At 65.0% G+C, this 22,919-nt stretch carries 21 protein-coding genes; 10 read left to right on the forward strand and 11 right to left on the reverse strand.

Going from position 1 to position 22,919, the window contains the following annotated elements; all coding sequences use genetic code 11:
* The first annotated feature begins 52 nt into the window (after positions 1–52).
* From EP380_RS11955 to EP380_RS11965, 3 genes are all read left to right on the forward strand, one after another.
* Positions 53–1,621 carry an inorganic phosphate transporter gene (locus tag EP380_RS11955; RefSeq protein WP_106569185.1) on the forward strand — a complete coding sequence of 523 codons (1,569 nt, stop codon included), beginning with the start codon at positions 53–55 and terminating at the stop codon, positions 1,619–1,621.
* 610 nt (positions 1,622–2,231) lie between these two features.
* A complete protein-coding gene (locus EP380_RS11960; RefSeq protein ID WP_127598789.1) occupies positions 2,232–6,032 on the forward strand; it encodes a vitamin B12-dependent ribonucleotide reductase in 3,801 nt (1,266 codons plus the stop codon).
* Between the two features lie 403 nt (positions 6,033–6,435).
* Entirely contained in the window at positions 6,436–6,945 is a 510-nt protein-coding gene (locus tag EP380_RS11965) for a thermonuclease family protein (RefSeq protein WP_127598790.1), read from the forward strand.
* Positions 6,946–7,133: 188 nt separating this feature from the next.
* On the opposite strand, the gene EP380_RS11970 is transcribed toward EP380_RS11965, so the two are convergent.
* The 6 genes from EP380_RS11970 to EP380_RS11995 all read right to left on the reverse strand — a co-directional run bounded on the left by EP380_RS11970 (position 7,134) and on the right by EP380_RS11995 (position 11,573).
* Positions 7,134–7,475 carry a helix-turn-helix domain-containing protein gene (locus EP380_RS11970; RefSeq protein WP_106569183.1) on the reverse strand — a complete coding sequence of 114 codons (342 nt, stop codon included), beginning with the start codon at positions 7,473–7,475 and terminating at the stop codon, positions 7,134–7,136.
* 397 nt (positions 7,476–7,872) lie between these two features.
* Positions 7,873–8,745, reverse strand: a complete 873-nt coding sequence (gene yghU, locus EP380_RS11975; protein WP_106569182.1) for a glutathione-dependent disulfide-bond oxidoreductase — start codon at positions 8,743–8,745, stop codon at positions 7,873–7,875.
* Positions 8,746–8,932: 187 nt separating this feature from the next.
* The gene (locus tag EP380_RS11980) at positions 8,933–9,928 is read right to left on the reverse strand and encodes a glycoside hydrolase family 25 protein (RefSeq protein WP_106569913.1); all 996 of its coding nucleotides are present in this window, start codon (positions 9,926–9,928) and stop codon (positions 8,933–8,935) included.
* Positions 9,929–10,091: 163 nt separating this feature from the next.
* The gene (locus EP380_RS11985; RefSeq protein WP_106569181.1) at positions 10,092–10,301 is read right to left on the reverse strand and encodes a hypothetical protein; all 210 of its coding nucleotides are present in this window, start codon (positions 10,299–10,301) and stop codon (positions 10,092–10,094) included.
* 120 nt (positions 10,302–10,421) lie between these two features.
* Complete coding sequence (locus tag EP380_RS11990) at positions 10,422–11,264, reverse strand: 2-keto-4-pentenoate hydratase (protein ID WP_127598791.1); 843 nt, start codon at positions 11,262–11,264, stop codon at positions 10,422–10,424.
* A 60-nt stretch (positions 11,265–11,324) separates the two neighbouring features.
* Positions 11,325–11,573: a ParB N-terminal domain-containing protein gene (locus EP380_RS11995; protein WP_106569180.1), complete on the reverse strand. Its 249-nt coding sequence runs from the start codon at positions 11,571–11,573 to the stop codon at positions 11,325–11,327.
* A gap of 243 nt (positions 11,574–11,816) precedes the next feature.
* On the opposite strand from EP380_RS11995, the gene EP380_RS12000 reads away from it, so the two are divergent.
* Entirely contained in the window at positions 11,817–12,254 is a 438-nt protein-coding gene (locus EP380_RS12000) for a DUF411 domain-containing protein (protein ID WP_106569179.1), read from the forward strand.
* Positions 12,255–12,342: 88 nt separating this feature from the next.
* On the opposite strand, the gene EP380_RS12005 is transcribed toward EP380_RS12000, so the two are convergent.
* Positions 12,343–13,869, reverse strand: a complete 1,527-nt coding sequence (locus EP380_RS12005) for an NAD(P)H-hydrate dehydratase (RefSeq protein ID WP_127598792.1) — start codon at positions 13,867–13,869, stop codon at positions 12,343–12,345.
* Between the two features lie 302 nt (positions 13,870–14,171).
* On the opposite strand from EP380_RS12005, the gene EP380_RS12010 reads away from it, so the two are divergent.
* The 3 genes from EP380_RS12010 to EP380_RS12020 all read left to right on the forward strand — a co-directional run bounded on the left by EP380_RS12010 (position 14,172) and on the right by EP380_RS12020 (position 16,827).
* Positions 14,172–14,510: a P-II family nitrogen regulator gene (locus tag EP380_RS12010; protein WP_106569177.1), complete on the forward strand. Its 339-nt coding sequence runs from the start codon at positions 14,172–14,174 to the stop codon at positions 14,508–14,510.
* Positions 14,511–14,657: 147 nt separating this feature from the next.
* Positions 14,658–16,067, forward strand: a complete 1,410-nt coding sequence (glnA, locus tag EP380_RS12015; RefSeq protein ID WP_106569176.1) for a type I glutamate--ammonia ligase — start codon at positions 14,658–14,660, stop codon at positions 16,065–16,067.
* Between the two features lie 160 nt (positions 16,068–16,227).
* Entirely contained in the window at positions 16,228–16,827 is a 600-nt protein-coding gene (locus tag EP380_RS12020) for a DUF2799 domain-containing protein (RefSeq protein ID WP_106569175.1), read from the forward strand.
* On the opposite strand, the gene EP380_RS12025 is transcribed toward EP380_RS12020, so the two are convergent.
* Complete coding sequence (locus tag EP380_RS12025; RefSeq protein WP_106569911.1) at positions 16,813–17,469, reverse strand: hypothetical protein; 657 nt, start codon at positions 17,467–17,469, stop codon at positions 16,813–16,815. The genes EP380_RS12020 and EP380_RS12025 overlap by 15 nt on opposite strands.
* Positions 17,470–17,632: 163 nt before the next feature.
* On the opposite strand from EP380_RS12025, the gene EP380_RS12030 reads away from it, so the two are divergent.
* The 3 genes from EP380_RS12030 (at position 17,633) to EP380_RS12040 (ending at position 20,168) form a co-directional block, all read left to right on the forward strand.
* Positions 17,633–17,908, forward strand: coding sequence for a DUF4212 domain-containing protein (locus EP380_RS12030; protein WP_106569174.1), 276 nt, complete (start codon positions 17,633–17,635; stop codon positions 17,906–17,908).
* A gap of 10 nt (positions 17,909–17,918) precedes the next feature.
* Positions 17,919–19,730 (forward strand): sodium:solute symporter family protein, encoded by a 1,812-nt coding sequence (locus EP380_RS12035; protein ID WP_106569173.1) that lies wholly within the window; start codon positions 17,919–17,921, stop codon positions 19,728–19,730.
* Positions 19,731–19,802: 72 nt separating this feature from the next.
* On the forward strand, positions 19,803–20,168 hold the full coding sequence (locus EP380_RS12040) for a YggT family protein (RefSeq protein ID WP_127598793.1): 366 nt from the start codon (positions 19,803–19,805) through the stop codon (positions 20,166–20,168).
* Positions 20,169–20,188: 20 nt separating this feature from the next.
* Here EP380_RS12040 and EP380_RS12045 read toward each other — a convergent pair whose 3' ends face one another.
* Genes EP380_RS12045 through EP380_RS12055 form a run of 3 tightly spaced genes read right to left on the reverse strand, consistent with a single transcriptional unit; the run spans position 20,189 to position 22,905 of the window.
* Entirely contained in the window at positions 20,189–20,977 is a 789-nt protein-coding gene (locus EP380_RS12045) for an ATP12 family chaperone protein (protein ID WP_106569171.1), read from the reverse strand.
* A gap of 39 nt (positions 20,978–21,016) precedes the next feature.
* Positions 21,017–21,925 (reverse strand): DMT family transporter, encoded by a 909-nt coding sequence (locus EP380_RS12050; protein WP_127598794.1) that lies wholly within the window; start codon positions 21,923–21,925, stop codon positions 21,017–21,019.
* A complete protein-coding gene (locus EP380_RS12055; RefSeq protein ID WP_127598795.1) occupies positions 21,922–22,905 on the reverse strand; it encodes an RluA family pseudouridine synthase in 984 nt (327 codons plus the stop codon). Before EP380_RS12055 ends, EP380_RS12050 begins: the two co-directional genes overlap by 4 nt.
* Between the last annotated feature and the right edge of the window lie 14 nt (positions 22,906–22,919).

The following is a 22,919-nucleotide window of genomic DNA, read 5'->3' on the forward strand; positions in this document are numbered from 1 at the left end:
GCCCGCACGCCGCCTCCTCTACCGCAGGGGCCGAGATGGGAGCGGGATCGCGATGACCGAGGCCAGCGAGACGGCGCGCAAGGCGACGCTCGACAAGGATCTGGAAAAGCTTGCCCAGGTAGAGGAAGCGACCAGCTTTCTCGCCCGCGGCTTGGCCGCGCCCGGACTCGCGCTCTTCTTCATGGCGTTCGTCGCCATCGCCGTCGCCGTCTTCGTGGCCGGCGAACCGGGCGCCATCGCCATCATCGCCGCCGCCGCGATCGGCGCCTATATGGCGCTCAATATCGGCGCCAACGATGTCGCCAACAATGTCGCCCCGGCCGTCGGCGCGCGCGCGCTCACGATGGGCGGCGCTCTGGTCATGGCCGCGCTTTGCGAAACCGCCGGGGCTCTGATCGCCGGCGGCGATGTCGTCGACACCATCTCCAAGGGCATTATCGACACCGGCGCAGTCGCCGGTCCGGGCGTTTTCGTCAGCGCCATGATGGCGGCCCTGCTCGCCTCGGCCGTCTGGGTCAACCTGGCGACCGCAATCGGCGCACCGGTGTCGACCACCCATTCCGTCGTCGGCGGCGTGATGGGCGCCGGCATCGCCTCGGCCGGCTTCGCCGCCGTCAACTGGCCGGTGATGGGCGGTATCGCGGCGAGCTGGGTGATCTCGCCTCTGCTCGGCGGCGTGATCGCGGCGCTGTTTCTGGCCTTCGTGAAATCGCGCATCATCTACCAGGACGACAAGATCGCCGCCGCGCGCCTCTGGGTGCCGGTGTTGATCGGCATTATGGCCGGCGCGTTCTCCGCCTACCTTGCCACAAAGGGGCTGAAGAAGATCGTCCACCTGCCCGTCACCCATATCGCGCTGATCGGGGTCGGAACCTTCCTGTTCGCCTGGGGCCTGGCCCATGTCGGCGTGGCGCGCCAGTCGCGCGGCATGGAAAACCGCAACCAGTCCCTGCGCCGGCTGTTCGCGCTGCCATTGATCATCTCGGCGGCGTTGCTGTCCTTCGCGCACGGCGCCAACGACGTCGCCAACGCCGTCGGACCGCTCGCCGCGATCGTCCAGGCGGCCGGCGGCGGCGCGCTGACGGCCAAGGTTTCGATACCGTTTTGGGTGATGCTGATCGGCGCGTTCGGCATTTCGCTCGGCCTGCTTCTGTTCGGCCCCAAGCTTGTGCGCATGGTCGGCGAGCAGATCACCAAGCTCAATCCGATGCGTGCATTCTGCGTCGCGCTTTCGGCCGCGATCACCGTCATCGTCGCCTCCTGGTTCGGCCTGCCAGTCAGTTCCACCCACATCGCGGTCGGCGCCGTGTTCGGGGTCGGGTTTTTCCGGGAATGGTATACGCAGAACTCGTCGCGCCGGCGCGCCTATCTGGAACGCAAAGGCGTACGCCTGCGCGCAGAACGTCGACTGCGGGCGACCGACGACGGTCCTCTGGTTTTCGACGACGACGAGGACGAGGCCGACATCGGACCACAGACGTTTTCGCGTGAGGAAGCCAAAAGGCGCAAGCTCGTGCGCCGGGCCCATTTCTCCACCATCGTCACCGCCTGGGTGGTCACCGTGCCCTCCACCGCGCTGATCGCGGCGCTGATTTTCCACGGGCTGGCCTTCCTGTCCTGACGCCTTCCGGCCTGAAGGCCGGAATTGCTGCGTTCCTGGAAGCGCCACCGGGACAGGCCCGCCATCCCCACTATCCACATTTGCGACACACAAGATGTTGCGGTCATAAAACTTCCAAGAACGAACCCTTGACGCTGCGGGACGAGTCGCTTTTTATTGGCCATGTGCTCTTGTTGAGAGCGCGGCCGGAGAGTTCCGAGCCCGGTCTTTTTCCAGATTTTTGTGCGTTTGAGCCGCTGTCCGCCCGGTCTTGGGGCTGGTGGACGCTGTGAAAAAACCGTGCCGAGGGGGACCTGAAAGCGACGGGCTGGGGTGGCAAAAATTGTTTGTTAACACTATATTTAGTGTTTGCGCCCAACCTCGGCACTAGATAGCGTATAAATCCCCTGGGACGGGGAATCGCGATCAGCGGCAGTACGAGGAACCCGCCGGCCTTGCGAGCCATCACGAAGGTGCTTTTCGAACACCTTCTCGGCCTTGGACAAGGATCGGCAAAAGGAGACCCGGGCGCGCAAGACAGGGCGTACGGGAAAGGCGGACCTGTGCCTTTTGGACGAGCGCATGACGCTTGTGGACAAAGGCGCTATATTTAGGGACTAGAGGGACCAAGATGCGCATCGAGCGTCGTTTCACAAAGCAGAGCCTCTCGGCCTACGCGGAGATCGAATTTCGCAAGGCCACGAGCGAGATCAAGAACCCGGACGGCTCGGTCGTCTTCAGGCTCGCCGACATCGACGTGCCGACGCAGTTCAGCCAGGTCGCGGCCGACATCCTGGCCCAAAAATATTTCCGCAAGGCCGGAGTGCCCGCCCGGCTGAAGCGGGTCGAGGAAAACGACGTGCCGTCCTTCCTGTGGCGCTCGGTCGCCGACGAGGCGGCCTTGGCCGAGCTGCCCGAAGACGAGCGCTACGGCTCCGAGACCGACGCGCGCCAGGTCTTCACCCGTCTTGCCGGCACTTGGACCTACTGGGGCTGGAAGGGCGGCTATTTCGACAACGAGGACGACGCCCGGACCTTCATGGACGAGCTGTGCTACATGCTCGCCACCCAGCGCGTGGCGCCCAACTCGCCGCAATGGTTCAACACCGGCCTCTACTGGGCCTACGGCATCGACGGCCCCGGCCAGGGCCATCATTACGTCGATCCCTTCACCGGCAAGCTGACCCGGTCGAAATCCGCCTACGAGCATCCCCAGCCGCATGCCTGCTTCATCCAGTCGGTCCGCGACGACCTCGTCAACGAGGGCGGCATCATGGATCTGTGGGTGCGCGAGGCGCGCCTGTTCAAATACGGCTCCGGCACCGGCTCCAACTTCTCGCAACTGCGCTCGGAAGGCGAAAGCCTGTCGGGCGGCGGCAAGTCGTCGGGCCTGATGAGCTTCCTGAAGATCGGCGACCGCGCCGCTGGCGCGATCAAGTCGGGCGGCACAACCCGACGCGCGGCCAAGATGGTGGTTGTCGACGTCGACCATCCCGACATCGAGGCCTATATCGACTGGAAGGTGAAGGAGGAGCAGAAAGTCGCCTCGCTCGTCACCGGCTCCAAGATCGTCAAAAAACATCTCGATGCCATCATGAAGGCCTGCGTGAACTGCGAAGCCGACAATGGCGACTGCTTCGACCCGGCCAAGAACCCCGCGCTCAAGCGCGAGGTGCGCGCGGCCAAGAAAAGCGCCGTGCCGGAAAACTATATCCGCCGCGTCATCCAGTTCGCGCGCCAGGGCTACACCGCGCTCGATTTCGCGACCTACGACACGGACTGGGATTCGGAAGCCTACCTGACGGTATCGGGGCAGAATTCCAACAATTCGGTCTCGCTCAAGGACGACTTCCTGCGTGCGGTCGAGGCTGACGGAGACTGGGACCTGATCCGCCGCACCGACGGCAAGGTCGCCCGCACCGTCAAGGCCGGCGAGCTGTGGGAAAAGATCGGCCACGCCGCCTGGGCCTCGGCCGATCCGGGCCTGCATTTCAACACCACCATGAACGACTGGCACACCTCGCTGGCGGCCGGTCCGATCCGCGCGTCGAACCCGTGTTCGGAATATATGTTCCTCGACGACACGGCCTGCAATCTGGCCTCGCTCAACCTACTCGCCTATCGCGGCAAGGACGGCGTGTTCGACATCGCCGCCTACGAGCATTCGGTCCGGCTGTGGACCATGGTGCTCGAGATCTCGGTGATGATGGCGCAGTTCCCGTCGAAGGAGATTGCGCGGCTTTCCTACCAGTACCGCACGCTCGGCCTCGGCTACGCCAATATTGGCGGGTTGCTGATGACCTCGGGCATTCCCTACGATTCCAAGGAAGGCCGCGCCATCTGCGGCGCGCTGACGGCGATCATGACCGGTGTGGCCTATGCCACCTCGGCCGAGATGGCGGCCGAGCTCGGCGCCTTTCCCGACTACGAACGCAATGCCGACACCATGCTGCGCGTGATGCGCAACCATCGCCGCGCAGCGCATGGCGAGGCCGACGGCTATGAAAAGCTCGCCGTCAACCCGGTGCCGCTGGTCGCCGAGGACTGCCCCGACCCGGCGCTGATGGAGCATGCCCGCGCTGCGTGGGACCGCGCGCTCGAGCTCGGCGAAAAGCACGGCTACCGCAACGCCCAGGCAACCGTGATCGCGCCGACCGGCACGATCGGTCTCGTCATGGATTGCGACACCACCGGCATCGAGCCCGATTTCGCCCTGGTGAAGTTCAAGAAGCTGGCCGGCGGCGGCTATTTCAAGATCATCAACCGCGCCGTGCCGGAGGCGCTGCGCACGCTCGGCTATTCCGAGGCGCAGATCGCCGAGATCGAGGCCTATGCGGTCGGCCACGGCAATCTGAACCAGGCGCCCGGCGTCAATCCCGGCACGCTCAAGGCCAAGGGCTTCGGCGACGAGCAGATCGCCACGCTCAATGCCGCGCTCAAGAGCGCCTTCGACATCAAGTTCGTGTTCAACAAGTGGACGCTCGGCGAAACCTTCTGCAAGGAGGGGCTCGGCCTCACCGACGCGCAGCTCGACGACTTCTCCTTCGAGATGCTGCCGGCGCTCGGCTTTTCCAAGAAGGAGATCGAAGCCGCCAACATCCATGTCTGCGGAGCGATGACGCTGGAGGGCGCGCCGCATCTCAAGGACGAGCACCTGCCGGTGTTCGACTGCGCCAATCCGTGCGGCAAGGTCGGCAAGCGCTACCTTTCGGTGGAAAGCCATATCCGCATGATGGCGGCCGCCCAGCCGTTCATCTCGGGCGCGATCTCCAAGACGATCAACATGCCCAACGACGCGACGGTGGACGACTGCAAGGCCGCCTACATGCTGTCATGGAAGCTGGCACTCAAGGCCAACGCGCTCTACCGCGACGGCTCCAAACTGTCGCAGCCGCTCAATGCCTCGCTGATCGCCGAAGAAGAGGACGACGAGGACGACGCGATCGAGACCCTGGTGGCGCATCCGGCCGCCGCGCGCGCTGCCGCCGTCACCGAAAAGATCGTCGAGCGCATTGTCGAGAAAGTGGTGCGCGAGCGTGAAAAACTGCCCAACCGGCGCAAGGGCTACACCCAGAAGGCGGTGATCGGCGGCCATAAGGTCTATCTCAGGACTGGCGAGTTCGACGACGGCCGGCTCGGCGAGATCTTCATCGACATGCACAAGGAGGGCGCCGCCTTCCGGGCGATGATGAACAATTTCGCCATCGCCATCTCGCTCGGCCTGCAATATGGCGTGCCGCTCGAAGAGTATGTCGAGGCCTTCACCTTCACCAAGTTCGAGCCGGCCGGCATGGTCCAGGGCAACGACGCCATCAAGAACGCCACCTCGATCCTCGACTACGTGTTCCGGGAACTGGCGGTGTCCTATATCGGCCGCCACGACCTTGCCCATGTCGACACGTCGGACTTTTCCAACACCTCGCTCGGCAAGGGTATTTCCGAGGGCCGGTCGCTGCCAGTGTCCAAAGGGCTGACCCGCGGCGCCGCCTTCCAGGTGGTGTCGGGCTCGGGCGAACCCAAGGGCCAGGCCGGCGGCGGCGACAGGCCGATGCGTCAGCCCACCGCCCAGGGCACCAATGTGCGTGCCATCGCCTCGGCCGCCACGGCGGCGGCACTCAAGCCGGCCGTATCGGAACTGCAGAACCAGGCGACCGCCTTCAAGCGCGACTATGAGGAGCGCGCCAAGGAACTCGCCGACGAGGTCGCGATCGAAGAAAGTGCGCAGGAAGAGGCCGCGGGCGGCGTGGCTTTTTCCGACGCCGCGCACAAGCAGGCGGGCGAAGCCAAGGCGCTCACCGCCGAACGGCGCCAGAAGGCGATCATGCAGGGCTATACCGGCAATATGTGCTCGGAATGCCAGAATTTCACCATGGTCCGCAACGGCACCTGCGAAAAATGCGACACCTGCGGGTCGACGTCCGGGTGTTCGTGACGCACCACGACCGGAATCGGTGACAGAGAAAGCAAATCGGCCCGGTCGCGAGACCGGGCCGATTTGATTCGGAAGCCGAGGCTGTCAGATCGCGCCAGCGCGTGCGTCGCTGGCGATTTGCCGCACTCCCTTCCACCTTCGTCGTCCCTGGGCGGAGCCGCCGCGAAGCGGCGTCGCAGAGACCCTGCAAGCGATGCCTGAACGCAGCCGTCTCGCGGGACGGCGCAGGAACGGAAAGGTTGCCGCCTTCCTTCCTTAACCCGCCGGTAGCACACCGCATCCCAAACTCCGCCCAAAAGCGGAGTGCGAACGGATGGCGCAGATTGTTCCCTGGCGGAAAAAAACGCGCAGAGCGCGGCATCGCCCGTCACGGCCGAGCCGCCGGCGCGGCGGCATCAGGCGCATGCTCGGCCACTTCAACGGCCTTGTCGCACTCGCGGCAATCGTTGCGTTTGGCGTCAGCGCAAGCGGCGCCCTGCCCGCGTTACACAAAGTCACCCGCGACCCGCTCGACAGCCTGGTCGCGCTGTGGCAGCCGCCGGAAGAAAGGGCGACCGCCATCCGCCGCCATTTCCCGATCTGCGGCTCCGGTGCACGGGTCGACTGCATCGTCGACGGCGACACCTTCTGGATCGCCGGCGAAAAAGTGCGCATCGCCGATATCGACACGCCGGAGATCGGCGAGCCGGCCTGCCGGCGCGAAGGCATACTCAGCGAACAGGCCAAACGGCGTCTGCATCAATTGATGAATGCCGGGCCGGTGGAATTGCGCCGCGCCGGCGGCCGAAATCGCGACCGCTACGGCCGGCTCCTACGTACCGTCTACCGTGACGGCCGCTCGCTCGGCGACATTCTGGTCGCCGAAGGCCTTGCCCGGCGCTGGAATGGCCGGCAGCCGGGGTGGTGCGCCTAATCGGGCGTGGCCGGTCGGGTAAAGACCGTCGGAGCAAGCCCTGAAATGGCATGCCTGAGGGAGCGGCGGTTGAAGCGCGGGTGTCCCTGGTCGCCTTCAACCGTCCCGTCGCGACACGGGACCGGCGACGGGCGGCAACGCTGTCCCATCGGCGCGCCCCGCGAGCGAAGCCCGCGCAGCCGGCCGGGTCAAAGCCGTTTTACCTGTTCGATGCACGTCTCGAGATCGGAACGAAGCCGGTCGAGCAACCTCAGCACGTCGGCCCTGGCGTTGTCCGACACTCTATAAGGTCGCCCTTCCTCGCCAAAACCGTCCGGCGCGGCCTCTTGGGCTCCGAGAATCGCCATCGCCTCCTCGAATCGGCCGGCCGGTATCCGGCTTTCCCCGCGTTCATATTTTCCGACCTGCTGTCCGGACAGGCCAAGCTGCCGCGCAAGTTCGGCCTGGGACTGGCCTGCGGCCTTGCGATGGTGCGCGAGAACCCGTCCCATCTGCTTGTCGCGCTCATCGGGTTTTCTGGACGTGTGCATGACAGCATAATTTATAGGTGCACACACCACTATTCACGATCAGAAATTGCAGACAATACATTTCGGGTTGTATATCCCAAATGCGCAAACTTGAAATTTCATTTTGTTTATTTTCCGAAGGTGACACGGCGCCGGTGCGTCGAGAACCGGCTCTGGTTGCAGACCGGCCCGCTATGACCGGTCCCCGACTTGCGGCCCGGGCCAAGCGCCCCGGTGAAGCCAAGGAGGACGAGGAGAAGACGCGACGCAGCGTCCGCCGCCATACCATGTCGGCGCCCGCGCGACGCCGGCTAACGGCGCGCGCATTGCCACGACCGTCATGTGGAGAAGATAGCCGCCCGCATGAAAACGGCGCCGGGCGGCGCGATCGAGGCACCCCGGCCCGCCGGCAAAGCGGCTATTCGGCGGCTTGCTTGTCCTGCGTCATCGTGTCGAAATCGGACGCGTCGTGCCGCTCGTGCAGCTGTCCGGCCGGGTCGCCGGACGTGCGGTTGACCATGCGCCCGCGCTTGACCGCCTCGCGCGCATGGATCTGGTCGGCCCAGCGGATGACGTTCTTGTATTCGTGCACCGCCAGAAACTCGCCCGCACCGTAGTTCCAGCCCTTCACCAGCCCGCCATACCAGGGCCAGACCGCCATGTCGGCAATCGTGTAGGTGTCGCCGGCCAGATAGTCGGCCTCCGCCAGCCGCCGGTCAAGCACGTCGAGCTGGCGCTTGACCTCCATGGCGAAGCGATTGATCGGGTACTCCCATTTTTCCGGCGCGTAGGCGAAAAAATGGCCGAAACCGCCGCCGAGATACGGCGCCGAGCCCATCTGCCAGAACAGCCAGTTCAGACATTCGGTGCGCGCCGGCTGCGCGCTCGGCAGGAACGCGCCGAACTTTTCGGCTAGGTAAAACAGGATCGAGCCGGATTCGAACACCCGCACCGGCTCCGCGCCGCTGCGATCCATCAGCGCGGGAATTTTGGAGTTCGGATTGACCTCCACGAAACCCGAGCCGAATTGGTCGCCTTCGCCGATGCGAATCAGCCAGGCGTCGTATTCCGCGCCGGCGTGGCCGAGCGCCAAAAGTTCCTCGAGCATGATCGTTACTTTCACGCCGTTGGGCGTGGCCAGCGAATAGAGCTGCAGCGGGTGCTTGCCGACCGGCAAGTCCTTGTCGTGCGTCGCACCGGCGATCGGCCTGTTGATCGAGGCGAACGTGCCGCCGTTTTCCTTGTCCCACGTCCAGACTTTCGGCGGGGTGTAGGCGGTGGTGTCCGACATGCGTTGGCTCCTGGAATTGGTTGCAAGGTCTGCGGCTGAGATAGGTCGATCGTTCACCGAACGCCATAAACAACCGTTGGTCCACACAATATTGTGTTCGCCTGACGCCGCTTTACCACATGGGGTAGCGTTGCGCGCACGCTCGAATGAAGACCGGCAAAACCCGTGCGGGATACGCCGGCCGGGCCTATCCGGCCGCGCGCCCCAGCCATTTGCGCCATTCGCCGGCATCGCCGCGAAACACGTTCAGGTCGATGCGGCCGTCGACACCCTGCGACAGGCCCGAGCCCGAATACTGCCAAAACAGCCATTTGCGGCCCGGATAGACCTTTGAGGGATGGGCCGCTACTGAGCGCAGCCAGAACGGGTGGTCGGGGAAAGCACCCTTCAAATTGTCGGCGTAAAAATCGGGTGCGGTATAGATCACCGGCCGCTGGCCGTAATGTTTCTCGAGCCGATCGAGAAAGACCCGCATTTTTTCGAGCACGATTTCTCGGGACGGGCGCTTCTTGCAGGCCGACAGATGGTTCCACTCCACGTCCAGGACCGGCGGCAACGCGCCCTTTTCCTTCGGCACGTTGCGGATGAACCAATCGGCCTGCGAGGAGGCGGAACGGCACCAATAGAAAAAATGGTATGCCCCGCGCGGGATGCCGGCGGCCTTGGCCGCACGCCAATTCTTCTTGAACAGCGGATCGAGATGGTCACCGCCATCCGTGGCCTTGATCCAGGCGAAATTGGCCCCCTGCCCGCGCAGCTTGACCCAGTCGATATCGCCCTGCCAGCGCGATACGTCGACACCGTGCACGGCATGGTCGTCGGGCGTGACCTTGCCGAAATTGATCGGATGGGCGTCGCCGAAACGCTGGCGCATCACCTTGCGGCCGGCGGCCGGGGGCGTGGGCCGGCTGGCCGGTTTGGCTGGCGCGATCAGGGCCACCTTCTCGGCCGCCGCCGCGGTGACGATGTCGGGCTCGGCAAGCGCCGTCACGCCGACATCACCCTGCTCGACGACCAGTCCGTCGCCATCGCCTTCCGGCACGACGGCCGACGGCCTGACGATGGAACTCGTCGTTTCCGGCGACGGGCCGACGCTGTTCAAGGCGTCGAGGCCGGGACCGGTCGTGCAGGCGGCAAGCGCGAGACAAACGAAAACAAGGGCGGCGATGGCGGGCGAACGCATGGAGACCTGTACGCGGGACAAAACAGGGTGACGGCGCATCGCGCGCCGTTTGACCAAACCAGCGTCGATCCTCGTTCAAAAAAACCAAGAAAGTTTGAATCGAATTTTTACCATGTCCGCGCCTCGACGCGAAGCGGATTGCCGACAAGGCCGCGGCCGCGCCTCAGGCGCAAAGCCGCAGCGGGCCCGCACCCACCGCGCTGACAGCCCCGTCGGCAAAGGTCCGCGCGGTCCGGCCGGACTTGTGGGCGCGCATATGCACCTTGTCGGCCAGGCGCCTGATCTCGCCGGGCGAGACGCCGTCGCTTCTCATCATCATCAGGATGATCGGATCGTTCAGCAATTCATCGAGTGTAGCTTCGTCCTGCAGCATGTCCGTCTCCGAATCTTCAAGCCCGCGCCCATCGTCTAGGCGGCCAAGGTGACGGCCCAATGTCCGATTGGTGACGAACCGGTGGCCGGGCAAAGACATCGCCGTCACATTGCTTAACGCTCAGGCGATCGTCACGCCGAGACCGGCGATCGGCAGGCCGAGTACGGAGGTGCTCCAATGCTGGCCGGCGGCGATCGGCACAGCGCGCGTGACCGTGCCGGTCGCGACCACGTCACCGGCCTCAAGCTTGCGGCCAAACGGCTGCGGGTCAAAACCCTCGACAAAATGCCTGAGCGCCGAGACCGGCCCGCCAAGCACGTTTTCGCCCTCGCCACGCTCCACCACCTCGCCGTCGCGCATCAGGGAGAGGGTGAAATCGCGCAGTCCTTGCAGCCATTCGCCGACCGGCCGCGCACTGACCGGCAGCATCGGCCCAACAAGGAGACGCCCGTGCAGCGCGCAGGCCGCGACCGTATCGGCCGGGCGAAACCGCCAGCCGGGAAAGACCGACTGCACGATCTCGAAACCGTGCCCGACCGCCTCGATGCACGAAAACAGCACTGCCTCATCCATGCCCTTGCGCGGCCCGCTTTTCAGCCGAAAAACGATCTCGGGTTCGATGCGCGGTTCGGGCATGGTCATCGCCGCGGCCTCGGTTGGCGCCCTCGGCGTCCCGGCCGGACCGAGCGTGCAGTCATAGACCGGGCCCCAGATCGGGGCGAAGATGCCATATTCGGACCAGATCGTGCGGTTGGTGAAACCGATCTTCCAGCCGGCAATGCGTTCCCCGCGCCTTGCCCGCCGTGCCGCGATCGCGCCCGAGACGCGATAGGCGTCCTCAAGTTCCAGGTCGGGCCGGGTTTCCGACACCGGCGCGATCTGCCGGCCGGTCTCCAGCGCGACGCAGATCCGCTCGGCAAGCCCCTCGACCTCCCGCTGCTCCATGCGTGCGGTGCCGTTCATCGTCATCCCGCCTCCCGGTTTTCGCCCCATCGTGCAGTTGACGGCATCACCGGCGGTGCGTCAGTGCTTGCGCGCCTGGACGAAATAAGCGTCGATCTCGATTTCGCCGAGCCATTTCGCCGCTTCCAACCGGTGCAGCCCCTCGACCAGCACGTGGCGCTTGCCGTCGTGGCGGACCTGGATCGGCACTTTCATGCCGTTTTCCAGAATATCCTCGGCAAGATGGCGCACCGTATCGGGATGCAGGGTCTTGCGCCGCGCGGTCGGCACGTAGATCGACGCGATCGCGACCTTCTCTACCCTCAGCATCCTGCCTCCCGCTGTTTGGCCCAAAATCGGATCATGGGCGGGCCGGCAGGCAAAGTCCAGTATGGCATTGGACCCACCACGCGCGCGTCAGGCCGCTGGTTTGGCGCCATCCCACACAAGACCGGGGTTGACCTTCCAGCTACCGGAAGCCTCAGGATTCATGTCATCGTCGCACGCCACCGACCCGGTATGCGCCAACCGCCCCATTCGAGGAGACCGCCTTTGCCCCTGCCCCGAACCTTCATGTTTGCTTCGACGCTTGTTCTGGCCCTGACGTCGCACGCGGCCGTCGCGGCCGAGCGCGGCACCATCACCGTATGGAAATCCCCTTGGTGCGGCTGTTGCCAGGCCTGGGCCGACGCGGTCGAAAAAGCCGGCTTTGAAATAAGGATGCACGACGTCGAGGATCTCGATCAGGTCAAGAAACAGGCCGGGGTGCCCGACACGATGCAGGCCTGCCACACCGCCGCCATCGACGGCTATTTTATCGAAGGTCACGTGCCGCTGGAAGCCGTGGACAAACTCCTGACCGAAAAGCCGGAAATCGCCGGCATAGCCGTGCCCGGCATGCCCCAGGGCTCGCTCGGCATGGGCGACGATCCCGACGCGAGCTATCTCGCCTATGCGATCGCGCGCGAGGCCGGCATCGAACCGACGGTCTTTTACCGGGCCGGCCGCTGACGGCGGCGCCCATATCGCGCAGCGGCGCAACGGTCGAAGGCGAAGGGGCGTCAATGATTTGCGCGTTTGGGGAGCGGCTCGCCGCCCCTCACGAAACGCTGTCATCGGCCGCCGACAAGCCTGCCAGCACGGCGGGGATCGTGCCCGGCAGATCCTCGGCCACCAGCCCCGCTCCCAGGCGCAGGCCGGCGTCGCCATGCAGCCACACGGCCGCCGCCGCGGCCTCGAACCCGGGCACGCCCTGGGCAAGCAGGCCCGCAATCAGGCCGGTCAGCACGTCGCCGGACCCGGCGGTGGCGAGATAGGGACTGGCATGCACGCTGATTGCCGCCCGCCCGCCCCGCGCGGCGATCACGCTGTCGGCCCCCTTCAGCACCACGGTCGCGCCGGCGCGCGCGGCCGCCCGGCGGGCGCGCTCCACCTTCGAAAGGCCGCCATCCGCGCCGAGATCGGGAAACAGGCGGGCGAACTCGCCTTCGTGAGGCGTCAGCACCACGGGCCCCGCCTGCCCGCCGCCGTCGGTATGCAAACCGGCAAACAGCGTTTCCGGTTCGTCCTCAAACGAGGTCAGCGCATCCGCGTCGAGAACAAGGCCCAGCCCGCTTTCGCGTCGCAGTCCTGCCGCCATGGCCACGAAAACGCGGCATTTTTCGCCGACCCCGAAGGCTGGCCCGATCGCTAGCGCCGACAATTTGCGTGCGGCGATGAAGGCGGCGACATCGTCGGGATCGTCGGCGCGCCGCAGCATGATCGACGTCAGATGCGCGGCATTGACCTGCAGGGCCGAGGCCGGCGACAGAAGCGTGACCGCACCGGCGCCCGATCGTGCCGCCGCCATCGCCGCAAGCCTGGCCGCACCGGTTGCCGACGGGCCACCGGAAAAGACGCCGGCATGGCCGCGCCTGTATTTGTGCCGCTGCGGATCCGGGACCGGCAAGGCGTCCAGCCACAGGCGCGGCGTGTTTTCGAACAGGTCGACGCCGATCTCGGCCAGCACCCGGCGCGGAATGCCGATATCGACGAGTTCGACGGTACCGCAGAGCCCGCGACCGGGAAAAAGCAGATGGCCGGGCTTGCGCCGGAAAAAGGTGACGGTGTGCCGCGCGGCCACCGCCGCACCCAGCACGGCTCCGCTTTGCCCGGATACGCCCGAAGGCAGATCTACGGCCACCACCGGCGCCTCCGACTGCCGCACCCTGTCGACCAGCGCGGCAAAAATGCCATCGAGCGGCCGGGCGAGGCCGGCGCCGAACAGCGCGTCCACGACGACATCGTCCGACGTGGCGCAAAACGCCTCCAGCGGCCGCACCGTATCGCAAAAATCGGCAAGTGCGCGCGCCGCATCGCCGCCCTCGCGCGGCGGCGGCCCGAGATAGGCAGAGACCGCCATTCCCGCCGCGCGCAGAAACCGCGCCGCCACCAGCCCGTCGCCGCCATTATTGCCGGGCCCGCACAGAATATGGGCATGGCGGGCCTGCGGAAAACGCGCCAGCACCGCGGCGGCCACCGCGCGCCCGGCATTGAGCATAAGCCCGTAGCCGTCGAGCGGTCCGCCTTCGATCGCCAGGCGGTCTGCTTCGGCCATCTGGCCCGGTGTCAGCAATTCGTCGCTCACCGCGCACCTCCCTGTTCGCGGCCACATTATCCGGCGGAGCGTGCCCCCGCCACGGCATCGTCTGCCGTTTTTTTGTGCCGGTTGCACACGAATTAATCACGCCGCATGATGCCCGCGCACAGCCCGCCGCCCTGTGCCTCGCCAAACCGGTACCCGAGCCGCGCAAATCCCCGATTTTGGGCGACCGGGACGATGGCGAGGTCTGCCTCTCGGCCATGAACCGAACTGGCACGGTTCATGCTTATGAGGTCGCAGCGCGGGAAAATCACCCGACATCGATGCCAGCGGAGGCCGAAACCTAGATGAAAAAGATCGAGGCGATCATCAAGCCGTTCAAACTCGACGAGGTGAAGGAAGCGCTTCAGGACGTGGGCCTGCAAGGCATCACCGTCACCGAAGCCAAGGGTTTCGGACGCCAGAAAGGCCATACCGAGCTCTATCGCGGCGCCGAATACGTCGTCGACTTCCTGCCGAAGGTGAAGGTCGAGATCGTGCTGTCCGACGATGCGGTCGAGGCGGCGATCGAGGCGATTCGCAAGGCCGCGCAGACCGGACGGATCGGAGACGGCAAGATTTTCGTCTCCAGCGTCGAGGAAGTCGTGCGCATCCGCACCGGCGAAACCGGCGTCGAGGCGATCTAGAGCGGCCGCACCGGGTTCAGGCCGATTTTTCAGGCAAAGCGGCTTTGACAAGAAATCGGGCGCTGTCTCCGTTTGCGAAAGAACGCCGACCGCTCATCACAAATTGCCCGCAAGGCATGTCACACGTCAGACAGGGAAAGAGAGACCATGACGACAGCCAATGAAATCCTTAAGCAGATCAAGGACAACGACGTGAAGTTCGTCGATCTGCGCTTCAGCGACCCCAAGGGCAAGATGCAGCACGTCACGATGGACGTGGCGGCGGTCGACGAGGACATGTTCGCCGACGGCGTCATGTTCGACGGCTCCTCCATCGGCGGCTGGAAGGCGATCAACGAATCCGACATGGTGCTGATGCCGGACACCGAAACCGCCCATATGGACCCCTTCTTCGCCCAGTCCACGATGGTGCTTCTGTGCGACATCCTCGATCCTGTGTCGGGCGAGGCCTATAATCGCGATCCGCGCACCACGGCCAAGAAGGCGGAAGCCTATCTGAAGTCCGAGGGCGTCGGCGACACCTGCTATGTCGGCCCGGAAGCCGAGTTCTTCGTCTTCGACGACGTCAAGTACAAGGCCGACCCCTACAATACCGGTTTCGTGCTCGATTCGACCGAACTGCCGTCCAACGACGACACCCATTACGAAACCGGCAATCTCGGCCACCGCCCGCGCGTCAAGGGCGGCTATTTCCCGGTGCCGCCGGTCGATTCGCTGCAGGACATGCGCTCGGAAATGCTGACCGTGATGGCCGAAATGGGCGTCGTGGTCGAAAAGCACCACCACGAGGTCGGCGCCGCCCAGCACGAGCTCGGCATCAAGTTCGACACGCTGACCCGCAACGCCGACAAGTTGCAGATCTATAAATACGTCATTCACCAGGTCGCCAACGCCTATGGCAAGACCGCAACCTTCATGCCCAAGCCCGTCTATGGCGACAACGGCTCGGGCATGCATGTGCACCAGTCGATCTGGAAGGACGGCAAGCCGACCTTCGCCGGCAACGAATATGCCGGCCTGTCCGAAAGCTGCCTGTTCTACATTGGCGGCATCATCAAGCACGCCAAGGCGATCAACGCCTTCGCCAACCCCTCGACCAACTCCTACAAGCGCCTGGTTCCCGGCTTCGAGGCACCGGTGCTCTTGGCCTATTCGGCCCGCAACCGCTCCGCCTCTTGCCGAATCCCCTTCAGCACCTCGCCGAAGGCAAAGCGCGTCGAGGTCCGGTTCCCCGATCCGGCCGCCAACCCCTACCTGTCCTTCGCTGCCATGCTGATGGCCGGGCTCGACGGCATCAAGAACAAGATCCATCCCGGCCAGGCCATGGACAAGGATCTCTACGATCTGCCGCCGAAGGAATTGAAGCGCGTGCCGACGGTCGCCACGTCGCTGCGCGAGGCGCTTGCCAGCCTCGACAAGGACCGCGCCTTCCTGAAGGCCGGCGGCGTGTTCGACGACGACCAGATCGACGCCTATATCGAACTCAAGATGCACGAGGTGCTGCGCTACGAGATGACGCCGCATCCGGTCGAGTTCGATATGTATTATTCGGTCTGATCGGCCCGAACAGCGCGATTGCCGACATCGCGAAAGCCCCGCGGCCACGCCGCGGGGCTTTCTGCGTTGTGGAAACACGACATAAAACGGGGCGGCGCATTGTCGGCATGGGCACAAACTCTCTAACTGGGCGTCTTGAACATCCGCGAGGGGGACGGACATGAGGGCGACAGCGCGCTTGGCGGTGAGCGGATCGGTCTTGGGCGTGCTGGCGATTGTCGTCGCCTCGTGTCAGACGATGAGCAAAGAGGAATGCGCCGTCGCCGACTGGCGCATCGTCGGTGAGACCGACGGGGCAGCCGGCCGCACCACCGACTACATTCTCAAACACGCCAAGGCCTGCCAGCGCATCGGCATCGAACCCGACCAGTCGGCCTGGCTGGCAGGGCGCGAAGCCGGCCTGATCCGCTACTGCACGCCGCAAAACGCCGTCCGGGTGGGGTCCGAGGGCAAGAGCTACGCCAATGTCTGCCCGCCACAACTGGACGGGCTGTTCACACAGGGCTATCAGCTCGGAAAACGTGTCCACGAGGCGCGTGCCCGGCGCGACAGCATCCAGAGCGACATTTCCCGCAAGGAAAACGAACGCCGCGAACTGACGGCCTCGCTCGGCAAGGATCCCGCCAAAGACGCGGCGATCCGCGCACAGATCAGCCAGCTCGACCGCGACATCGGCTTTCTCTACGGCTCACAGAACAGCGTCAATCTCGAATTGGGCCGCGCCGAAGCCGAGGCGGAAGGGTTTCTAACCACTCTCTAGCGCGGCGTCCGCCGCAACGGCGCGGGCGTCGAGACGCCGTGCCAGGTCGCGCCGGATCTCGATCCAGGCGAACCGGATCGAATTTTCGACGATCTCGGCATCGTAGCGCTTGAGCCGGTCGGCGATCGGCGCCCAGTGCAGCAGCGCCCTGGGGCTTTCGCTAAACGCATCGCCGCCGGCCACCAGGTTCGCCCACTGTACGCCCTCGAGCCGTGCATCGAATGCCGTCAGCCATGCGGCCAGGGTCGCTTCGTCGCGCATTTCGGCGGCGTTGTCGGCCAGGCCGGCGCGAAAGCAGCGCTGGGCCAGGCCGTGCCTGCACGCATCGTCCAAGGCCGATCCCGCGCCGACGCGTGCAACCGCATGCACGGCGAGATCGGAAAGCGCCGCGGCAAACACGTGCATCTTGGCGATATTGACCGAGGCCACGAACGCCTCATCCTCGAACATCGACGGATAACGCGTGCCCATACGCGCCTTGAGATAGCCGTAGAGCTTCTTCTGCGCGACGAAGGCGGCGCGCGTGCTGACGAAGCCGTACAGCGCCTCGACGCTGTCGATCGGCGCCGTGTCGCGCCGCACCGTCAGGCGTGACGCGAATTGGCGCAGAAGCGCCAGGCCGGATACTAGTTTAGCGCTCAACAAAACCACCCCTTGCAACCTCTTGATACGACCAATGTCTCAATTCCCATTGTCGGGCCGATAGATGATCCTGTCCGATCATCAGTGCGATTCCCTACCAGGAATCGGTGATGTGGCCGCTGGCGGCAAATGCTTCCAGCACAATGTAGGGAGGGAAATAACCATGTCCGGCGAACACGCTCAATTGAGCGACGAAGCCCGGGATCGCTATTGGTCGAAAACCAGAAGCCTGACGATCGTCGTTCTCGTGCTCTGGTTTTTCTTCTCACTGGTGATCCCCTGGTTCGTCAGCTCGCTCAACAGCGTCACCTTCCTGGGCTTTCCACTTGGCTACTACATGATCGCCCAAGGCTCGCTGATCGCCTTCGTTGTTCTCATCTTCTTCCAGAACTGGCGCCAGGACCAGATCGACGAAGAATTCGGCGTTGCCGACGACTAGGAGACGTATCATGGCCATGATCAAAGGGGCTTTTCTCGACAATATCGGGCGCGTCTACGGGATCTACACCGGCGGCTTCATCGCCTTCATCATCCTGATGGCGATCCTCGAGCAAATGGGCGTTGGCGCCGACACGATCGGCATCCTGTTCGTCGCCTTCACCATCGCCATCTACGCGCTGATCGGCTGGCTGTCGCGCACGATGGAAGTCGACGCCTATTACGTCGCAGGCCGTCAGGTTCCGGCGGTCTATAACGGCATGGCCACGGCGGCCGACTGGATGTCGGGCGCGTCCTTCGTGGCGCTGGCCGGCGGCGTCTATTTCGGCGGCTACGGCTATATGGCCTTCATCGTCGGCTGGACCGGCGGCTACGTGCTCGTCAACTCGCTGATGGCGCCTTATCTGCGCAAATTCGGCTGCTACACCGTGCCCGACTTCGTCGGCACGCGCTACGGCGGCAATCTCGCCCGCTTCTGCGCGGTCGTGGTGCTCGTGGTGGCGTCGTTCACCTATGTCACGGCACAGATCAACGCCACCGGCACGATCGCCGCGCGCGCCCTGCACATCCCGTTCTCCTACGGCGTGTGGTTCGGCCTGCTCGGTATTCTCCTGTGCTCCATGCTCGGCGGCATGCGCGCCGTGACCTGGACGCAGGTGGCGCAATACATCGTGCTCATCATCGCCTATCTGGTGCCGGTGATCTGGATGTCGAACGCGCAGGGTTTCGGCATCATTCCGCACTTCACCTATGGCGAGGCGGCGGCCGGCATGGCCCAGTTCGAAGCGCAATACGGTCTCAATCCGCCGGCTGAGGCCATACCTGGCCTGTCGGTGCTGACCACGCCCCATACCGGACCGGTCGGCGATCTGGCGCAGTGGAAATTCGTCACGCTGGCCTTGTGCATGATGGCCGGTACCGCGTCGCTGCCGCACATCCTCATGCGTTACTTCACGACGCCGTCCGTGCGGGCGGCGCGCAAGTCGGTGGCCTGGTCGCTGCTGTTCATCTTTCTGCTCTACTTCACCGCACCGGCCCTCGCCACGCTGACAAAGCTGCAATTGCTCGATCCCAGCCTGCCGACCGCGATCATCGGCAAGTCGATCGAGGAGGTGCAGAACCTGGCCTGGATCCAGAACTGGTCCGATGTCGGCTTCCTGGCCGTCGTCGATCAGAACGGCGACGGCATCCTGCAATTGAACGAGTTCTTCATGCGACCCGACATCGTCGTCTTGGCGACTCCGGAAATTGCCGGCCTGCCCTATGTCATTTCCGGCCTCGTCGCGGCCGGCGGCATGGCAGCCGCGATGTCGACCGCCGACGGCCTGCTTCTGGCGATCGCCAACGCGCTCAGCCACGATCTTTACTACAAGATCATCGACCCGAAAGCGGACACCGCCGTCCGGCTGATCGTGGCACGCGTGCTCCTGCTCGTCATCGGCGCCGCGGCGGCCTTGATCGCCTCGCTGCAGTTGACCGGCATTCTGGGAGCCGTGGCCTGGGCGTTCTGCTTCGCGGCCTCGGGCCTGTTTTTCCCACTGGCGCTCGGCGTATGGTGGAAACGGGCCAACACGGCCGGCGCGATCGCAGGTATGGTCTTCGGCTTCACCGCCGGCTCGGCCTATCTCTACTACGTCTATACCGGCGGCACGCCGTGGATGGGGCTCGACCATCTGCGTTTCGGCATCGTCGGCATGGCGACCAGCCTCGTCGCCATGGTCGTCGTCACCTTGCTGACGCCGGCGCCGGACGAGGAAACCCAACGCATGGTGGACGAAACCCGGGTGCCGACCGGACCGGCCATTCTTGCGGCCAAGCATTGACTTGGAGCACACTGCGCGCGGGGACGGGCGTCAATCCCGTCCCCGCGTTTTCGCGCAACGGACCCTCCCGGCATGGACCACACATTCGCGGCCTTTCCCCTCTGGGTGATCGTGATCGACTACCTGCTCGGCATCGTCATGTGGACGCTGATCGGGCGGGCGGCGATGAGCGTCTTTTTGCCCGAGGATTCCGATTTCTTTTTCATGAAATTCTTCGTGCGGGCGACCAACCCGATCTTGCGCCTGTTCCGCCCGATCACGCCGTCTTTTCTGCTTGATCCGCTGGTGCCGGTGTTCGTCGCCTGGTTCTTCTACATGATCCGCTTCTACCTGATGCCGTGGCTTTTGGGCTATTCGGTCATGGGCATGCTGTCTTTCCCGCTGGAAGGGGAAATCGCGCAGGCGCTCTACCGCATGTTCGGCGGCGGCGGCGGCTGAAGAAGGGCGTCGCCGCCCGTTCAGTCGAGTGTCGCCATAAGCGCGTGGGCGGCAACGATGTCGGCAAAGCGCATCGTGCGCTTGCGCGCCGCCTCGGCATCCTCGCCCCACTGGGCGATGTTCCAGTCCTCGTCGACATGCGCGCTTGCCCAGGCCCGATCGAGATCGACAGCACCGTCCTCCAGCGCGAGGGCGATCAGCGCCGATCCGGTCAGCGTGGTCATCACGTGCAGGCAGGCGAGCCGGAAGGGGTCGCTGCGTGCGCGCAGATGGACGCCGACCGCGGCGATCGACTCGCGCGGCTGCTCGACATGCATCACCCCCTCGGCAAGCACGAAACGCGCGCCCAGCCGCGTCAGCGCCCAGTCGAGCACCGGGTCCCAGGCCTCGGCCTGCAACGCGGCCAGCCGTTCCGGGGTGTCGGCGCGGTAACACACCAGATCCGAGGCGGCGAAACGCAGAATATCCTCGAGCACCGCCTGCGTATCGTGCGCCACGCCGTCGATCACCGTATTGGCGATACGCGTCACCGGCATCGTCATCGGGTCGATGATCTCGCCCTGGGCGGCAAATTCGCCGGCCACCAGTTCGGCCGCCGCCGCATTGGGCAGCGCAAGCAGCGCCCGACCCGGCGTGCGTACCGGCTTGCCGTCGAGCCGCACCTCATGGCCACTCTCGCCGACCGAAGCGGTGGCCTGCTTGTAGAAGCGTTTCGGCAAGGGCTGGCGCATCTTTTCCTGCGCCCGCTTCATCGGATCGGGGCCGGCCAGCCCACGTTGGTCGTTCAGATCGTTGAGTATGTCGCGCATGAGGTTGTCCATCGGCAGAAAGGGAAGAATGGCGGCGGTTCAGCCCCGCGGCGGCCGGTTGGCAAGCACGATGCCGACCGCGATCAGCGCAAGCGCGGCCACGATGCGCGCCGACAGCGGCTCGTCGAGCAGCAGCCCGCCCAACATGACGCCAAAAGCCGGCGTCAGGAAGGCAAAACTGGTCAACCCGCCCGCCGGATAGCGCCGCACCAGCCAGAAGAAGACCAGATAGGTGAACGCAACGACGTAGATCGCCTGGAACAGCATCGCCGCGCTGGCCAGCGCCGTGACCTCGCGCAGGGCGGGACCGGAGACCGCCAGCAGCGGTAACGCCAGCACCGCCGACACGACAAGCTGGTAAAGCAGCACTTTTTCGGGGCTCGCCGTCGCCAGCCTACTTTTGCGGATCACCAGCACCGTCGCCCCCCATAACGCGCCGGCCACCAGGCACATGATGTCGCCACGGATCGCGGTCGGACCGGGCAGGCTGAGCTTGTCGGAAAAGACCAGCGCGACCCCGCCGAAAGCCAGCACCGTGCCAACCAGTTTCATGATCGACATGCGTTCGCCGAGCAGGAAATGCGCGCCGACCAGCACCCAGAACGGCATGGTGTTGAGCATCAGCGCGCTGCGGGCGACGCTGGTATAGTCCAGCCCCCAGAACAAAAGCACGAACTCGCCGCCGAAAAGCAGCCCCGCCAAAATGCCCGGCCACATCGTGCCGTCGCGTTCGAACAACGCCACGCCGCGCCAACGACACCAGCCGTAAACGCAGGCGGCCCCGATCGCCGAGCGCAGGATCGTCAGCAAGACCGGGCTGTAGCCAACCCCCGCCAACTTGGCGGCAACCCCGTTCAGCCCCCACGAAAAGGTGAGCACGACCATCAATGCGGCCGCGAAGCCATCGATCGCGCCGTACCGTTCGACGGGCTGCGCGGTGCCGCTCATCGCTCCGGCGCCTCGTTTTCGTCGAAACCAAGCAGGTTGAAGCTCTGCACCATGTGCGGCGGCAGCGGCGCGGTTACGTCGATCGTGCCACCGCGCGGATGCGGGATCACGATCCGGCGCGCATGCAGGTGCAGCCGGTTCTGGATACCGCCCGGCATTTCCCAGTTCTGGTCGGCCTCGAAATATTTCGGATCGCCGATGATCGGGCAGCCGATCGCGGCGGCATGGACGCGCAACTGATGGGTTCGACCCGTAAACGGTTCCATCTGCAGCCATGACAGCGCCATACCCGCCTGCTCGATGACCCGGTAGTGGGAGATCGCGTGATCGGCTCCCGCCTCGCCATGCCGGGCAACCCGCATGCGGTCGCCATCCGGTGTCTGTTCCTTGACAAGCCAGGACGATACCCGGTCCTCGCGCTTGCGCGGCACGCCCTTGACCAGCGCCCAATAGGTCTTTTTGGCGTCGCGCCCGCGAAAGGCCTCGGCCAGCCGCATCGCGGCCTGGCGCGTGCGCGCCACCACCAGCGCGCCCGACGTGTCGCGATCGAGGCGATGCACCAGCCTGGGCTTTTCGCCCTTCTTGTTGCGCCAGGCCTCCAGCATCTGGTCGAGATGGCGCGACACGCCCGAGCCGCCCTGCACCGCCAGGCCGGACGGCTTGTCGAAGACGAACACCTGCGGATCCTCGTAGAGAAGCATTTTCGACAGCAGGTCGGCGTCGCTGCGGTCGCGCATGGTGCGCTGCGTCAAGGGCGCCTCCCCCTTGCGGTCGACGGCAAGCGGGGGAACCCGCACCACCTGCCCCGGCTCCACGCGCGTGTCCGATTTCGCGCGGCCGCCATCGACGCGGATCTGGCCCGAACGCAGCAGCTTTTGCAACTGCCCGAAGCCGAGGCCGGGAAAATGCGCCTTGAACCAGCGGTCGAGCCGCATGCCGGCCTCGCCGCTCTCCACCGTGATCTGCTCTACGCCCGCCATCGCCTGTCGCCGGT

It is taken from the genome of Nitratireductor alexandrii (assembly GCF_004000215.1).
Classification (GTDB): Bacteria; Pseudomonadota; Alphaproteobacteria; order Rhizobiales; family Rhizobiaceae; genus Mangrovimarina; species Mangrovimarina alexandrii.

Bases quoted from the DNA above. Each gene is read 5' to 3' on its own strand.
- EP380_RS11995 (WP_106569180.1), bottom strand. From the start codon at position 11,573: ATGCTGAGGGTAGAGAAGGTCGCGATCGCGTCGATCTACGTGCCGACC.
- EP380_RS12000 (WP_106569179.1), top strand. From the start codon at position 11,817: ATGTTTGCTTCGACGCTTGTTCTGGCCCTGACGTCGCACGCGGCCGTC.
- EP380_RS12055 (WP_127598795.1), bottom strand. From the start codon at position 22,905: ATGGCGGGCGTAGAGCAGATCACGGTGGAGAGCGGCGAGGCCGGCATG.
- EP380_RS11980 (WP_106569913.1), bottom strand. From the start codon at position 9,928: ATGCGTTCGCCCGCCATCGCCGCCCTTGTTTTCGTTTGTCTCGCGCTT.
- EP380_RS12035 (WP_106569173.1), top strand. From the start codon at position 17,919: ATGGCCATGATCAAAGGGGCTTTTCTCGACAATATCGGGCGCGTCTAC.
- EP380_RS11960 (WP_127598789.1), top strand. From the start codon at position 2,232: ATGCGCATCGAGCGTCGTTTCACAAAGCAGAGCCTCTCGGCCTACGCG.
- EP380_RS11990 (WP_127598791.1), bottom strand. From the start codon at position 11,264: ATGAACGGCACCGCACGCATGGAGCAGCGGGAGGTCGAGGGGCTTGCC.
- EP380_RS12040 (WP_127598793.1), top strand. From the start codon at position 19,803: ATGGACCACACATTCGCGGCCTTTCCCCTCTGGGTGATCGTGATCGAC.
- EP380_RS11985 (WP_106569181.1), bottom strand. From the start codon at position 10,301: ATGCTGCAGGACGAAGCTACACTCGATGAATTGCTGAACGATCCGATC.
- yghU (WP_106569182.1), bottom strand. From the start codon at position 8,745: ATGTCGGACACCACCGCCTACACCCCGCCGAAAGTCTGGACGTGGGAC.
- EP380_RS12045 (WP_106569171.1), bottom strand. From the start codon at position 20,977: ATGCGCGACATACTCAACGATCTGAACGACCAACGTGGGCTGGCCGGC.
- EP380_RS12010 (WP_106569177.1), top strand. From the start codon at position 14,172: ATGAAAAAGATCGAGGCGATCATCAAGCCGTTCAAACTCGACGAGGTG.
- EP380_RS12020 (WP_106569175.1), top strand. From the start codon at position 16,228: ATGAGGGCGACAGCGCGCTTGGCGGTGAGCGGATCGGTCTTGGGCGTG.
- EP380_RS12030 (WP_106569174.1), top strand. From the start codon at position 17,633: ATGTCCGGCGAACACGCTCAATTGAGCGACGAAGCCCGGGATCGCTAT.
- EP380_RS11965 (WP_127598790.1), top strand. From the start codon at position 6,436: ATGCTCGGCCACTTCAACGGCCTTGTCGCACTCGCGGCAATCGTTGCG.
- glnA (WP_106569176.1), top strand. From the start codon at position 14,658: ATGACGACAGCCAATGAAATCCTTAAGCAGATCAAGGACAACGACGTG.
- EP380_RS11955 (WP_106569185.1), top strand. From the start codon at position 53: ATGACCGAGGCCAGCGAGACGGCGCGCAAGGCGACGCTCGACAAGGAT.
- EP380_RS11970 (WP_106569183.1), bottom strand. From the start codon at position 7,475: ATGCACACGTCCAGAAAACCCGATGAGCGCGACAAGCAGATGGGACGG.
- EP380_RS12050 (WP_127598794.1), bottom strand. From the start codon at position 21,925: ATGAGCGGCACCGCGCAGCCCGTCGAACGGTACGGCGCGATCGATGGC.